Source organism: Streptomyces sp. CA-142005 (assembly GCF_050942335.1).
GTDB lineage: Bacteria > Actinomycetota > Actinomycetes > Streptomycetales > Streptomycetaceae > Streptomyces.
In genome coordinates this window covers 3,711,125-3,724,420 of the sequence record NZ_CP192078.1, presented here as the reverse complement: position 1 = coordinate 3,724,420, position 13,296 = coordinate 3,711,125, and the positions used below count along the sequence as shown (strand labels likewise).

General features: G+C 72.1%; 12 protein-coding genes. 10 read left to right on the top strand and 2 right to left on the bottom strand.

What is annotated here, in order from left to right; translation table 11 throughout:
• Nucleotides 1-76 precede the first annotated feature (76 nt).
• The 4 genes from ACQPXS_RS17600 to ACQPXS_RS17585 all read left to right on the top strand — a co-directional run bounded on the left by ACQPXS_RS17600 (nucleotide 77) and on the right by ACQPXS_RS17585 (nucleotide 5,902).
• On the top strand, nucleotides 77-1,951 hold the full coding sequence (locus ACQPXS_RS17600; RefSeq protein ID WP_433450262.1) for an AMP-dependent synthetase/ligase: 1,875 nt from the start codon (nucleotides 77-79) through the stop codon (nucleotides 1,949-1,951).
• A gap of 182 nt (nucleotides 1,952-2,133) precedes the next feature.
• Nucleotides 2,134-3,963, top strand: coding sequence for a SpoIIE family protein phosphatase (locus ACQPXS_RS17595; RefSeq protein WP_433455846.1), 1,830 nt, complete (start codon nucleotides 2,134-2,136; stop codon nucleotides 3,961-3,963).
• A gap of 27 nt (nucleotides 3,964-3,990) precedes the next feature.
• On the top strand, nucleotides 3,991-5,223 hold the full coding sequence (gene hemW, locus ACQPXS_RS17590) for a radical SAM family heme chaperone HemW (RefSeq protein WP_433450260.1): 1,233 nt from the start codon (nucleotides 3,991-3,993) through the stop codon (nucleotides 5,221-5,223).
• Nucleotides 5,224-5,323: 100 nt separating this feature from the next.
• Complete coding sequence (locus tag ACQPXS_RS17585) at nucleotides 5,324-5,902, top strand: Uma2 family endonuclease (protein ID WP_433450259.1); 579 nt, start codon at nucleotides 5,324-5,326, stop codon at nucleotides 5,900-5,902.
• Here ACQPXS_RS17585 and ACQPXS_RS17580 read toward each other — a convergent pair.
• Together ACQPXS_RS17580 and ACQPXS_RS17575 are read right to left on the bottom strand one after the other, a co-directional pair.
• Complete coding sequence (locus ACQPXS_RS17580) at nucleotides 5,880-6,749, bottom strand: DUF3097 domain-containing protein (RefSeq protein ID WP_433450258.1); 870 nt, start codon at nucleotides 6,747-6,749, stop codon at nucleotides 5,880-5,882. The two genes, ACQPXS_RS17585 and ACQPXS_RS17580, sit on opposite strands and share 23 nt — an antisense overlap.
• A 34-nt stretch (nucleotides 6,750-6,783) precedes the next feature.
• Nucleotides 6,784-7,506, bottom strand: coding sequence for an MBL fold metallo-hydrolase (locus ACQPXS_RS17575; RefSeq protein WP_433450256.1), 723 nt, complete (start codon nucleotides 7,504-7,506; stop codon nucleotides 6,784-6,786).
• Nucleotides 7,507-7,677: 171 nt separating this feature from the next.
• Here ACQPXS_RS17575 and hrcA point away from each other — a divergent pair, with 171 nt between their 5' ends.
• The 6 genes from hrcA (at nucleotide 7,678) to ACQPXS_RS17545 (ending at nucleotide 13,277) form a co-directional block, all read left to right on the top strand.
• Entirely contained in the window at nucleotides 7,678-8,694 is a 1,017-nt protein-coding gene (gene hrcA / locus ACQPXS_RS17570; RefSeq protein WP_433450255.1) for a heat-inducible transcriptional repressor HrcA, read from the top strand.
• On the top strand, nucleotides 8,695-9,831 hold the full coding sequence (dnaJ, locus tag ACQPXS_RS17565) for a molecular chaperone DnaJ (protein ID WP_351797832.1): 1,137 nt from the start codon (nucleotides 8,695-8,697) through the stop codon (nucleotides 9,829-9,831).
• Nucleotides 9,832-10,087: 256 nt separating this feature from the next.
• Nucleotides 10,088-11,164, top strand: a complete 1,077-nt coding sequence (locus tag ACQPXS_RS17560; protein WP_433450253.1) for a nitronate monooxygenase — start codon at nucleotides 10,088-10,090, stop codon at nucleotides 11,162-11,164.
• Nucleotides 11,161-11,913 (top strand): 16S rRNA (uracil(1498)-N(3))-methyltransferase, encoded by a 753-nt coding sequence (locus ACQPXS_RS17555; RefSeq protein WP_433450251.1) that lies wholly within the window; start codon nucleotides 11,161-11,163, stop codon nucleotides 11,911-11,913. Before ACQPXS_RS17560 ends, ACQPXS_RS17555 begins: the two co-directional genes overlap by 4 nt.
• Nucleotides 11,914-11,928: 15 nt before the next feature.
• Nucleotides 11,929-12,321 carry a VOC family protein gene (locus tag ACQPXS_RS17550; RefSeq protein ID WP_351797838.1) on the top strand — a complete coding sequence of 131 codons (393 nt, stop codon included), beginning with the start codon at nucleotides 11,929-11,931 and terminating at the stop codon, nucleotides 12,319-12,321.
• 401 nt (nucleotides 12,322-12,722) lie between these two features.
• Nucleotides 12,723-13,277, top strand: a complete 555-nt coding sequence (locus ACQPXS_RS17545) for a hypothetical protein (RefSeq protein WP_433450250.1) — start codon at nucleotides 12,723-12,725, stop codon at nucleotides 13,275-13,277.
• Nucleotides 13,278-13,296: the final 19 nt, after the last annotated feature.

Genomic DNA, 13,296 nt, shown 5'->3' with positions numbered 1-13,296 from the left:
AAAGCTCGAGCCCCCACCGTGAGTTAACCCAGCCGCACCGAGTACAGCCGCGCCGTCGCGGGCCCCGGAGGATGTCGTGAGCGACACACAGACCTTGATCGAGAACCGTCCGCCGTCCGTGGCGGCCCTCTTCCTGGAGCGCGTGGCGGCCACACCGGACGCCGAGGCCTACCGCTACCCGGTACCGGCCGCCTCCGGCCAGGGCCCCGACGACTGGAAGTCGCTCAGCTGGGCGCAGGCGGCCGAGCGGGTGTTCGCGATCGCGGCCGGCCTCATCGAACTGGGCGTGCAGCCCGAGCAGCGGGTGGCGCTCGCCTCCTCCACCCGGGTCGAGTGGATCCTCGCCGACCTCGGCATCCTGTGCGCCGGTGGCGCCACGACCACCGTCTACCCCCAGACCAACGCCGACGAGTCGGCCTTCATCCTCTCCGACTCCGAGAGCCGGGTGCTGATCGCCGAGGACGCGGCGCAGGTCGCCAAGGCGGTCGAGAAGCGCGCCGAGCTGACCGAGCTGACCAAGGTCGTCGTCATCGACGCGACGGGCGTGGAGACGAGCGACTGGGTGATCACGCTCGCCGAGCTGGAGCGGCGCGGAGCGGCCTACCTGGAGACCCACCCGTCGTTGATCAAGGAGCGGGTCGGCGCGATCAAGAAGGACCAGCTCGCCACCCTCATCTACACCTCCGGCACCACCGGCCGCCCCAAGGGCGTCAGGCTCCCGCACGACAACTGGGCGTACATGGCGAAGGCGATCGCCGCGACCGGCCTCGTCACCATGGACGACGTGCAGTACCTGTGGCTGCCGCTCGCCCACGTCTTCGGCAAGGTCCTCACCTCCGGCCAGATCGAGGTCGGGCACGTCACCGCCGTCGACGGCCGCGTCGACAAGATCATCGAGAACCTCCCGGTGGTGCAGCCGACGTACATGGCGGCCGTGCCGCGCATCTTCGAGAAGGTCTACAACGGCGTCGCCGCCAAGGCCCGCGAGGGCGGTCCGGCCAAGTACAAGATCTTCCAGTGGGCCGCCGAGGTGGCCCGCGAGTACGCCAAGGTGAGCCAGGACAACTTCCGGCGCACCGGCACCGCCGCGGTGCCCTTCGGCCTCGCCGCCAAGCACAAGGTCGCCGACACCCTCGTCTACGCCAAGCTCCGCGAGGCCTTCGGCGGCCGGCTGCGCGCCTGCGTCTCCGGGGCCTCCGCGCTCGCGCCCGAGATCGGCTACTTCTTCGCCGGCGCTGGCATCCACATCCTGGAGGGCTACGGCCTCACCGAGTCCTCCGCCGCCTCCTTCGTCAACCCCGGCGAGGCCTACCGCACCGGCACGGTCGGCAAGCCGCTGCCTGGCACCGAGGTGCGCATCGCCGACGACGGCGAGATCCTGCTGCGCGGCCCCGGCATCATGGAGGGCTACCACGGGCTGCCCGAGAAGACCGCCGAGGTGCTGGAGTCCGACGGCTGGTTCCACACCGGCGACATCGGCGAGCTCTCGCCCGACGGCTATCTGCGCATCACCGACCGCAAGAAGGACCTCATCAAGACCTCCGGCGGCAAGTACGTCGCCCCCGCCGAGGTCGAGGGCCAGTTCAAGGCGGTGTGCCCGTACGTCTCCAACATCCTGGTGCACGGCGCCGACCGGAACTACTGCACCGCCCTCATCGCCCTGGACGAGCTCGCGATCCTGGACTGGGCGAAGGAGAACGGGCTGGAGGGCAAGCCGTACGCCGAGGTGGTGGCCGCGCCGCAGACCGTGGAGATGGTCGACGGTTATGTGCAGCAGCTCAACGCCGGACTGCAGAAGTGGCAGACCATCAAGAAGTTCCGGCTGCTGCCGCGGGACCTCGACGTGGAGCACGGGGAGATCACGCCGAGCCTGAAGCTGAAGCGGCCGGTGGTCGAGCGGGAGTACAAGCACCTCATCGAGGAGATGTACGCCGGGACCCGGGAGAAGTAAGGGCCGGTCCGGTGAGTGTGCGGCTCCGCCGTGGTCGCTCGCGCCACGCGGCGGGGCCGCACACCGGGCACAGCCCCGCGCCCCTTTGACAGTCACGGGCGTTCGAAAGTGGCCGTCTTCTGCCCACTTCGGTAACTCAGCGCTTATAGGTGCGCCCTGTCTGTCACCCTGGCCGCATGGACATGGCGGCCATCCCGACACAGCGGGAGAGCGAGCCCCGGGCCCGGGAGGTGCGCGGGCGCACCACGCTGCCCGGAAGCCCTCTCGCGCCCGGGTCGGCGCGTGCGCTGGTGCGGGCCGCGCTGGCCGAGGCGTCCGAGGTGTGCGCGATCCCGGCGCGGCTCGTCGACGACGCCATGGCCGTCGTCAGCGAGCTGGTCACCAACGCCGTCGTGCACGCCGGTACGGACGTGGTGGTCGAATGGCTGCTGGAGGAGACCGGGGCGTTCGTGGTGGAGGTGGGCGACCGGCATCCCTCCCGTGCCCCGCGCGACCCGCTCGGCGGCGAGGGGCCGTACGACACCCCCGAGTCCGGGCGCGGCCTGCGGCTGGTCACCACGCTCGCCGAGACCTGGGGCGTCACCTACCGCGCCGGCGCCAAGACCGTCTGGGCGCGGCTGCCCCCGGGCGGCGTCGAGGACCCGGACGGCCCCGCCCCGGACGCCCCCCTGGAGGTCGCCGAGGACCTGGCCCCGCAGCCGCACCGCGCCGACGGCGACCGGGACTGGCTCGGCCGGGGCGCGCTGTCGTTCCTCGCCGAGGCCTCCGACCTGCTCGCCGGACAATTGGACGAGACCCTGGTCACCGCCCTCACCGGTCAGCTCATCGTGCCCCGGCTCGCCGACTGGTGCGCGGTGTGGCTGGAGGACGAGGCGACCGTGCGCGGCGGCGCCGCCGGCGGTCCCGACCGGGTCTGGCACGCCAGCGAGAACCGCATCGAGGAACTGCGCTGCGCCCTGGAGAAGGAGCCGCTCTGCCCGGGTGAGGCGCTGCGCTCCGGCCCCGAGCCGTACCCGTGGCCCGGCCACGCGCTCGGCCCGCAGGGCGCCGACGGCACGGCGCTGGCGTACCGGCTGATCGCGGGCGGCCGGCCGCTCGGCACGCTGGTCATCGGCCGGTGCGGGCTCGCGCGCTTCCCCGACGAGGTCACCGGGCTCGTGGAGGACCTCGGCCGCCGGGTCGCCCTGGCGATCGGCGCCGCCCGCCAGTACGCCCGCCAGGCCACCATCAGCGCCGTCCTGCAGCGCGGCCTGCTGCCCGGCGCGGTCGCCGAGATCCCCGGCGTGAGCAGTGCGCTCGTCTACGAGCCCTGCGACAAGGGCGGCCCCAGCGGCGACTTCTACGACCTGTTCCCGGCCGGTGACGGCCGCTGGTGCTTCGCCGTCGGCGACGTCCAGGGCAAGGGGCCCGAGGCGGCGGTCGTGATCGGCCTCGCCCGCCCCTGGCTGCGCCTCCTCGCCCGCGAGGGCTACCGGGTCGCCGACGTCCTCGACCGCCTCAACCAGCTCCTCCTGGACGACGCCACCGAGGCCGCCGACGCCGCCGCCCGCGCCCTCGTCGCCGCCGGCGGCCGGCCGGTGGCCACCGGCGACGGCCCGCAGACCCGCTTCCTGTCCCTCCTCTACGGCGAGCTGACCCCGTACGACGGCGGGGTCCGCTGCACCCTCGCCTCCGCCGGCCACCCGCTCCCGCTCGTCCTGAGCCCCGACGGCACCGTGCGCACCGCCGCCGGCCCGCAGACCCTGCTCGGCGTGGTCGAGGACGAGACGTACACCAGCGAGACCTTCGACCTGCGGCCCGGCGACAGCCTGCTGTGCGTCACCGACGGGGTGACCGAGCGGCGCTCCGGCTCCCGCCAGTTCGACGACGGCGACGGCCTCGCCCGCGCCCTGTCCGGCTGCGCCGGGCTCGGCGCCGAACCGATCGCGGAAAGGATCCGCCGCCTGGTGGACGACTTCGGGGAGGGCCCGCCCGAGGACGACCTCGCCCTGCTGGTGCTCCAGGCGGAGTAACGGCGGCCGTGCTGGACAATGGAAGGCATGCCTTCCGCACTCCCCGACGGCGAGCCCGTCCCCGCCGACGGCGCGCTGCCCGCGCACGCGCTGGCCGGGGCCACAGGCCGCCCCCTCGGCTTCTACCTGCACGTCCCGTACTGCGCGACCCGCTGCGGCTACTGCGACTTCAACACCTACACCGCGACCGAGCTGCGCGGCACCGGCGGTGTGCTGGCGTCCCGCGACAACTACGCGGACACGCTGACCGACGAGATCCGGCTCGCCCGGAAGGTGCTCGGCGACGACCCGCGCCAGGTCCGCACGGTGTTCGTCGGCGGCGGCACGCCCACGCTGCTGGCCGCCGACGATCTCGTACGGATGCTGGGCGCCATCCGCGAGGAGTTCGGCCTGGCGCCGGACGCCGAGGTCACGACGGAGGCGAACCCGGAGTCGGTCGACCCCGCGTACCTCGCCACGCTCCGGGAGGGCGGCTTCAACCGGATCTCCTTCGGCATGCAGAGCGCGCGGCAGCATGTGCTGAAGATCCTGGACCGCACCCACACCCCCGGCCGCCCCGAGGCCTGTGTCGCGGAGGCGCGGGCGGCGGGCTTCGAGCACGTGAACCTGGACCTGATCTACGGCACCCCCGGCGAGAGCGACGACGACTGGCGGGCCTCGCTGGACGCGGCGATCGGGGCGGGTCCGGACCACGTCAGCGCGTACGCGCTGATCGTGGAGGAGGGCACGCAGCTGGCCCGTCGGATCCGCCGGGGGGAGGTCCCCATGACGGACGACGATGTGCACGCGGACCGGTACCTGATCGCCGAGGAGACCCTGAGCAAGGCGGGCTTCGACTGGTACGAGGTCTCCAACTGGGCCACCTCGGAGGCGGGCCGCTGCCTGCACAACGAGCTGTACTGGCGCGGCGCCGACTGGTGGGGCGCGGGTCCCGGGGCGCACTCGCACGTCGGCGGGGTGCGCTGGTGGAACGTCAAGCACCCGGGGGCGTACGCGGCGGCGCTCGCCTCCGGCCGTTCACCGGGGGCCGGTCGTGAGCTGCTGTCCGAGGAGGACCGGCGCGTGGAGCGGATCCTGCTGGAGCTGCGGCTGCGGGAGGGGGCGCCGCTTTCCTTGCTGAAGGAGGAGGGACTCGCGGCGTCCCGGCGCGCGCTGGCGGACGGGCTCCTCCAGGAAGGGCCGTACGAGGAGGGGCGGGCCGTGCTGACGCTGCGGGGGCGGTTGCTGGCGGACGCGGTGGTGCGGGACCTGGTGGACTGATCACTCCGGCGGGTGAATCCCCCCGGAGCGCCGGTTCGGTCCCTAACCTGGTTCGTAGGCTGCCGCCAAAAGGACGCGGCGGATGTGGAGGGCCACGGAGATGACCGCTGTGGACGAGCGTGGGATGACCAAGTTCTTCGAGGAGTTCGAGCCTCCGGAGGGCGTCAGGGTCGAGCTTCTCCGGGGGGTAATTGTGATGATGGCCAGCCCTGACCTGGTGCACAACCTTATCGTGCTGCTCACGGAGAGGCAGATCCCGCTGGACCATTGGTATCCCCTCCAGACCCAGGACGTCGACATTGTCGATGAGGCCAGTGAGCCGGTCCCCGACCTCGTGGTCGTGGCGCCTGAGGTCTTGCCCGCCTCGGGGCGGCTGCTGACTTCCGGGCTGATCACCATGGTCGTGGAAGTCGTCTCCAAGACCAGTGTCGAACGGGACTACGGCGTCAAGCGTTCCATCTATGCCGCAGGCCAGGTGCCCGCCTACCTTGTCATCGATCCGATCATGGGTCAGTGCGTACTGTTGACGAACCCGGTGGGTAGGGGCGAGGCAGCCGACTATCGGCAGCAGTACATCGTCAAGTTCGGCGAGCCGCTGCCGGTGGACATTCTGGGTATCGAACTCGACACGAGCGAGTTCCGTACGTTCCCCAACGTCAGGCCCCACCGCTACCCGTGACGAAGTCGATCAGCTCCTCCACCCGCCCCAGCAGCTCCGGCTCCAGGTCCTTGTAGGACCCCACCCGCCGCAGGATCGCCTGCCACACCGCCCCGGTGTTCTCCGACGGCCAGCCCAGCGCCCGGCACACCCCCGTCTTCCAGTCCTGCCCCTTCGGCACCGTCGGCCACGCCTCGATCCCCAGGGCGGCCGGCTTCACCGCCTGCCAGATGTCGATGTACGGGTGGCCGACCACCAGCGCGTGCTCGCTGGTCACCGACTCGGCGATCCGCCACTCCTTCGTGCCCGGCACCAGGTGGTCCACCAGGACGCCAAGGCGTGCGTCCGGACCCGGTGCGAAGGAGGCGACGATCGACGGCAGGTCGTCCACGCCCTCCAGGTACTCCACGACCACGCCCTCGATGCGCAGGTCGTCGCCCCACACCTTCTCGACCAGCTCGGCGTCGTGCCGGCCCTCGACGTAGATACGGCCGGCGCGGGCCACGCGGGCGCGGGCGCCGGGGACGGCGACCGAGCCGGAGGCCGTGCGGCTGGGCCGTACCGGACCACCGGAAGGCCTCACCAGCGTCACCACGCGCCCCTCCAGCAGGAAGCCCCTCGGCTCCAGCGGGAACACCCGGTGCCTGCCGAAGCGGTCCTCCAGGGTCACCGTGCCCGCCTCGCAGCGGATCACCGCCCCGCAGAACCCGGTGCCGGGCTCCTCCACCACCAGGCCCGGCTCCGCCGGTACCTCCGGCACGGGCTTCGGCTTCTTCCACGGCGGGGTCAGGTCGGCGGAGTACAAACGAGGGCGCGGGCCCGAAGGGCCCTCGTTGGAAGGGCGGTGGCGGGAGACGGGTGGGCGCATTCGAGTGACGATAGGAGAAGCCGTACGGCCGCGCTCACGACACGCCGAAACGGGCCGCCAGCTCGTCGCGCTGCCGTCGCACGAACCCCGCGTCCACCACCGCTCCGTGACCGGGAACGTACAGCGCGTCCTCGCCCCCCAGAGACAGCAGCCGGTCCAGGGCGTCCGGCCAGCGGGACGGGACAGCGTCCGGGCCCGCCTGGGGCTCGCCGGACTCCTCGACCAGGTCGCCGCAGAACACCACCTCGGGATCTCCTGGAACCAGCACCGCCAGATCATGCGCGGTATGCCCCGGACCCACGTTCGCCAGCAGAACCTGCCGGCCGCCCCCGAGGTCCAGCGTCCACTCGCCGGAGACCGGATGGCCGGGCGGCACCAGCGCGTCCACAGCCTCGTCCGCGTCCGCCACCGCGAGTCCGTTTCTCACGGCGTCCATGCGCAGCTCGTCGCGTTCGCGGGCCAGCACCGCGTCGACGCCCACCGCCCCGTACAACTGCGCCCCCGCGAAGGCCGCCGCCCCGAAGACATGGTCGAAGTGGGGGTGGGTCAGCGCGAGATGGGTCACACGGCCCCCGGCCAGTTCCTCGGCCTGTGTCCGCAGCCGCGCGCCCTCGGCCAGGCTCGAGCCGGCGTCCACCATCAGCGCCGTACCCTCCCCGAGGACCAGCCCGACCGTGCAGTCCCAGCCGGGCAGCCGGCACCGCCCGACCCCCGGGGCCAGTCGTTCCCACCCCAGCTCTTCCCAAGTCACCGTCATACCGAGACGCTAGCCGCACGAGCCGCCGGGACCGCACCGACCTTGCCCCGGGTGTACCCGACAGCCGTACACTGGGCCCGGGAACGCTGGCACTCCCATGCGAAGAGTGCCAGGCGGACGAACCGCAGGGCCGACCGGGACCGAGGGACGACATGCTGGAGGTGCGCGCGAATGCTGAGTGAACGCAGGCTTCAGGTGCTGCGCGCCATCGTCCAGGACTACGTCGGCACCGAGGAGCCGGTCGGGTCGAAGGCCCTGACCGAGCGGCACAACCTCGGCGTGTCCCCGGCGACGGTCCGTAACGACATGGCGGCCCTGGAGGACGAGGGGTACATCGCCCAGCCGCACACCAGCGCCGGGCGGATCCCCACGGACAAGGGCTATCGGCTGTTCGTGGACAAGCTGGCGGGCGTCAAGCCGATGACCGGGCCCGAGCGGCGCGCCATCCAGAACTTCCTGGAGGGCGCCGTCGACCTCGACGACGTCGTGGCGCGCACGGTCCGGCTGCTCGCGCAGCTCACCCGGCAGGTCGCCGTCGTGCAGTACCCGTCCCTGACCCGGTCCACCGTGCGGCACGTGGAACTGCTCTCGCTCGCCCCCGCGCGCGTGATGCTCGTGCTGATCACGGACACCGGCCGGGTCGAGCAGCGGATGGTCGACTGCCCGGCGCCCTTCGGCGAGACCTCCCTCGCCGATCTGCGGGCGCGGCTGAACAGCAGGGTCGCGGGTCGCCGGTTCTCGGACGTGCCGACGCTGGTCGAGGATCTGCCGGAGGCCTTCGATCCCGAGGACCGCGGTACGGTCTCGACGGTGCTCTCCACTCTTCTGGAGACGCTGGTCGAGGAGAACGAGGAGCGGCTGATGATCGGCGGTACCGCCAATCTCACCCGCTTCGGGCATGACTTTCCCCTCACGATCCGGCCCGTCCTGGAGGCTCTGGAGGAGCAGGTCGTGCTCCTCAAGCTTCTGGGCGAGGCGAAGGATCCGGGCGTGACGGTGCGTATCGGGCACGAGAACGCCCACGAGGGACTCAACTCCACCTCCGTGGTGTCGGTCGGCTACGGTTCGGGCGGCGAGGCGGTTGCCAAGCTCGGCGTGGTCGGACCGACCCGCATGGACTATCCGGGAACGATGGGAGCGGTACGCGCAGTGGCACGGTACGTCGGACAGATCCTGGCGGAGTCGTAAGTGGCCACGGACTACTACGCCGTTCTCGGCGTGCGCCGCGACGCGTCGCAGGATGAGATCAAGAAGGCGTTCCGCCGGCTCGCGCGCGAGCTGCACCCGGACGTCAACCCGGACCCGAAGACCCAGGAGCGGTTCAAGGAGATCAACGCCGCTTACGAGGTGCTGTCGGACCCGCAGAAGAAGCAGGTCTACGACCTCGGCGGCGACCCGCTCTCGCAGGCGGGCGGCGCCGGCGCGGGCGGCTTCGGGGCCGGCGGCTTCGGCAACTTCTCCGACATCATGGACGCGTTCTTCGGTACGGCGTCGCAGCGCGGCCCGCGCTCGCGCACCCGGCGCGGCCAGGACGCGATGATCCGCATCGAGGTCGAGCTGGACGAGGCGGCCTTCGGGACCACCAAGGACATCCAGGTCGACACCGCGGTCGTCTGCAACACCTGCAACGGCGAGGGCGCGGCGCCCGGTACGACCGCCCAGACGTGTGACATGTGCCGTGGCCGCGGTGAGGTCTCGCAGGTCACCCGGTCCTTCCTCGGCCAGGTCATGACCTCGCGTCCCTGCCCGCAGTGCCAGGGCTTCGGGACCGTCGTACCGACCCCGTGCCCCGAGTGCGCCGGCGACGGCCGGGTCCGCTCCCGCCGCACCCTGACCGTGAAGATCCCGGCCGGTGTCGACAACGGCACGCGGATCCAGCTCGCCGGTGAGGGCGAGGTCGGTCCCGGCGGCGGTCCGGCCGGTGACCTGTACGTGGAGATCCACGAGCTGCCGCACCCGACCTTCCAGCGGCGCGGCGACGACCTGCACTGCACGGTCACCATCCCGATGACCGCGGCGGCGCTCGGCACCAAGGTGCCGCTGGAGACGCTGGACGGCATGGAGGAGGTCGACATCCGGCCCGGCACCCAGTCCGGCCAGTCGATCCCGCTGCACAACCGCGGCGTCACGCATCTGCGCGGCGGCGGCCGGGGTGACCTGATCGTGCACGTCGAGGTGCAGACCCCGACCAAGCTGGACCCCGAGCAGGAGCGCCTGCTGCGCGAGCTGGCCAAGCTGCGCGGCGAGGAGCGCCCGCAGGGACAGTTCCAGCCGGGTCAGCAGGGGTTGTTCTCGCGTCTGAAGGATGCGTTCAACGGGCGCTGACGTGCGCTGCGGCGTGGCCGGGGGTCCGGGGGTTGTCCCCCGGGCAGACACAGTCAGCCGGGTCAGCAGGGGTTGTTCTCGCGTCTGAAGGATGCGTTCAACGGGCGCTGAGCGCGCGTTTGAAGGATGCTTCAACGGGCGCTGAGCCACCGCTCACGGAGGCCTGACGGGGTGCCCCCGCACCCCGTATGCCAATGGTTTATGCCATCGGACGCCCGGATTCGGACTTGTTCGACGGACGTGACAACATGCGGTCATGTCCTCCGCGCTGACCGATCTCTTCCCCCACCCGATCGTGCAGGCCCCCATGGCGGGCGGTGTCTCCGTCCCGCAGCTCGCCGCCGCCGTCTGCGAGGCCGGTGGTCTCGGGTTTCTCGCCGCCGGATACAAGACCGCCGACGGCATGTACCAGGAGATCAAGCAGCTGCGGAGCCTCACCGCCCGCCCCTTCGGCGTGAACGTGTTCATGCCGCAGCAGGAGTATGCCGAGTCCGGCGCCGTGGAGGTCTACGCCCACCAGCTGGCCGGCGAGGCCGCCTGGTACGAGACCGAGCTGGGCGACCCGGACAGCGGCCGGGACGACGGCTACGACGCCAAGCTCGCCGTGCTCCTCGACAACCCGGTGCCCGTGGTCTCCTTCCACTTCGGTGTGCCGAGCCGGGAGGTCTTCGACAGCCTGCGCCGCGTCGGCACCTACACCCTGGTCACCGCCACCACCACGGAGGAGGCCCGCGCCGTCGAGCGGGCCGGCGCGGACGCGGTGATCGCGCAGGGCGTGGAGGCCGGCGGTCACCAGGGCACCCACCGGGACCTCCCCGAGAACGACGGAGCCGGCATCGGCCTGCTGTCGCTCGTCGCGCAGATCCGCGAGGCCGTGGACATCCCGGTCGTCGCCGCCGGCGGCATCATGCGGGGCAGCCAGATCGCCGCCGTCCTCGCGGCCGGCGCGAGCGCGGCCCAGCTCGGCACCGCCTTCCTCGCCACCCCGGAGTCCGGCGCCCATGCCGTGCACAAGCAGGCGCTGACCAACCCCCTGTTCACGCACACCGAACTGACCCGCGCGTTCTCCGGGCGGCCGGGGCGCGGACTGGTCAACCGGTTCCTGCGCGAGCACGGCCCGTACGCCCCCGCCGCCTACCCGGACGTCCACCACCTCACCGCGCCGCTGCGCAAGGCCGCCGCCAAGGCCGGGGACGCGCAGGGCATGGCGCTGTGGGCCGGGCAGGGGCACCGGCTGGCCCGCGAGCTGCCCGCCGGGGAGCTCGTGGAGGTGCTGGCCGCCGAACTCGACGCCGCCCGGACAGCGTTGTCGGCCAAGGGGGGCCTGCGATGACCGCGCCGGTGTTCGTCGTCGACTCGCTGGAGGGCGTGGGCCCCGGCTCGGTCGTCGACGTCACAGGCCCCGAGGGGCGGCACGCGGTCTCCGTGCGGCGGCTGCAGCCCGGCGAGAACGTGGTGCTGACGGACGGCGAGGGGCGTGGGGCCGCCGGGGTCGTCGTCAGCGTGTCGGGCAAGGACCACCTGGTGGTCGAGCCGTTCGAGTTCCCGGTGGAGCCCGAGCCCAGCCCCCGTATCACCGTGGTCCAGGCGCTCCCGAAGGGCGACCGGGGCGAACTCGCCGTCGAGACGATGACGGAGACCGGCGTCGACGCGATCGTGCCCTGGCAGGCCGCCCGGTGCATCACCCAGTGGAAGGGCGAGCGGGGCCACAAGGCGCTCGCCAAGTGGCGGGCCACCGCGCGCGAGGCCGGCAAGCAGTCCCGCCGGCTGCGCTTCCCGCAGGTCGCGGACGCGGCAAGTACCAAGCAGGTTGCCGCACTTCTGGCCAAAGCCGACTTCGCCGCCGTGCTCCACTCCGACTTCGAGCACGAGAGCGGGCGGCTGGCCACCGCCGAACTGCCCGCCGAGGGCGAGATCGTGCTGGTCGTCGGCCCCGAAGGAGGCGTCGCCCGGGACGAGTTGGCGCTCTTCGAGGAGGCGGGTGCGAGGGCGTACGTACTCGGTCCTACCGTGTTGCGTACATCAACCGCCGGCACCGCCGCCGTGGCCCTGCTGCTGGGCCGCACCGGCCGCTGGTCCTGACGCCTGGGGGACACCGTGGAACTCGCCCAAGTCCGGCTCCTGGTCACCGACTTCGCCGCCTGCTACCGCTTCTACGCCGACGTCCTCGGCCTCAAGCCGCAGTCCGGGGCGACCGAGGGCCCGTACGAGAAGTTCAGCCCGCACGCCGGCTCCGCCGGGATCGCGCTGCAGGACCGCGCGATGATGGCCGAGGTGCTGAACGAACTGGGCGAGACGGCCACCGGGCACCGCTCCCTGGTGGTGCTGCGCGTCGACGACCTGGACGCCTACGTGTCGGAGATCACCGCCCGCGGTGCGGAACTGCTGCACGGCCCGGCCCCCATGACCGAGCGCATGCGGGTCGCCCACCTCAAGGACCCGGAGGGCAACCTGGTCGAACTCCAGCAGTGGCTGCTGCTGCGCGGCTGACGGCGACCGCGGGCAGCAAGGCCCACCCGTTCACGTCACCGGAGGCCCCGCTCCGGAGCACCTCCACCGCGAAGGCTCGTACGACGCCGGGCTCATGGAGATTGACGGTGTGACCGCGGCCGTCGCCGACCAGACCGGAGTGCCCGTAGGCGCCACCGGTCCCCGGGAACACGATCCGGGTGCGGGATCCGTCCCGGTGCAGCGTCAGCACCTCCGCGCAAGGGCCGTCGCCCCGGTGCCGGTGCCGCACGGTCCAGCGGTGAACGGTTCCGTCCGGCAGGACGAGCCGCCTGAGCCTGCGTTCACTGCGCACTCGGCCAGATTACGAGACCCGTTCCCGTACGAGTGAGTGGCCGTATGTGGCCTTCCCCGGCGTGCGCACCGGTGGCAGTCTGCCCTGCATGGGGGTATTGAGACGGATTCGGTGTGGGCGGCGCGGGACGCGGACGGTGGCCGTGGTGGGGCTGGTCGCGGGGGCCGGTGCGGCCGTCGTGGCGTGTCAGCCGGGTGACCTCAGTACCGTGACCGCCGCCTACACCACCGACACCACCGCGACGGCCAGGCTCCGCCAGCAGCATGTCGACGTCAGTTGGCTCACCTGCACCGGCAACTACGGCGACGGCGGCGGCGCGGCGGCCGGGACGCCCTCGCCGTCCGAGACCACGGTCGTCTCCGTCGACTGCCAGGGCCAGACCAAGGACGGGCAGAGGATCACCGTCACCGGGAAGGTGACCAAGGCCGTCGACGGCGCCTGTGTGCGCGGGGATCTGACCGCCAAGGTCGCGGGCAGACAGGTGTTCCACGTCAGCGGGCTCGGCGACTGCGACGCCACGCACGGGCCGACGTACGAGCCGCCCACCTACCGGCCCGGCGGCCGGCCCACCGTGACCGTCACCGTCACCCGCACCATCTGGTGCAAGGGCGACCCCACCTGCTGGCCCGCCGAGGGAAAGTGACCGGGTGCAAGTGATCGGA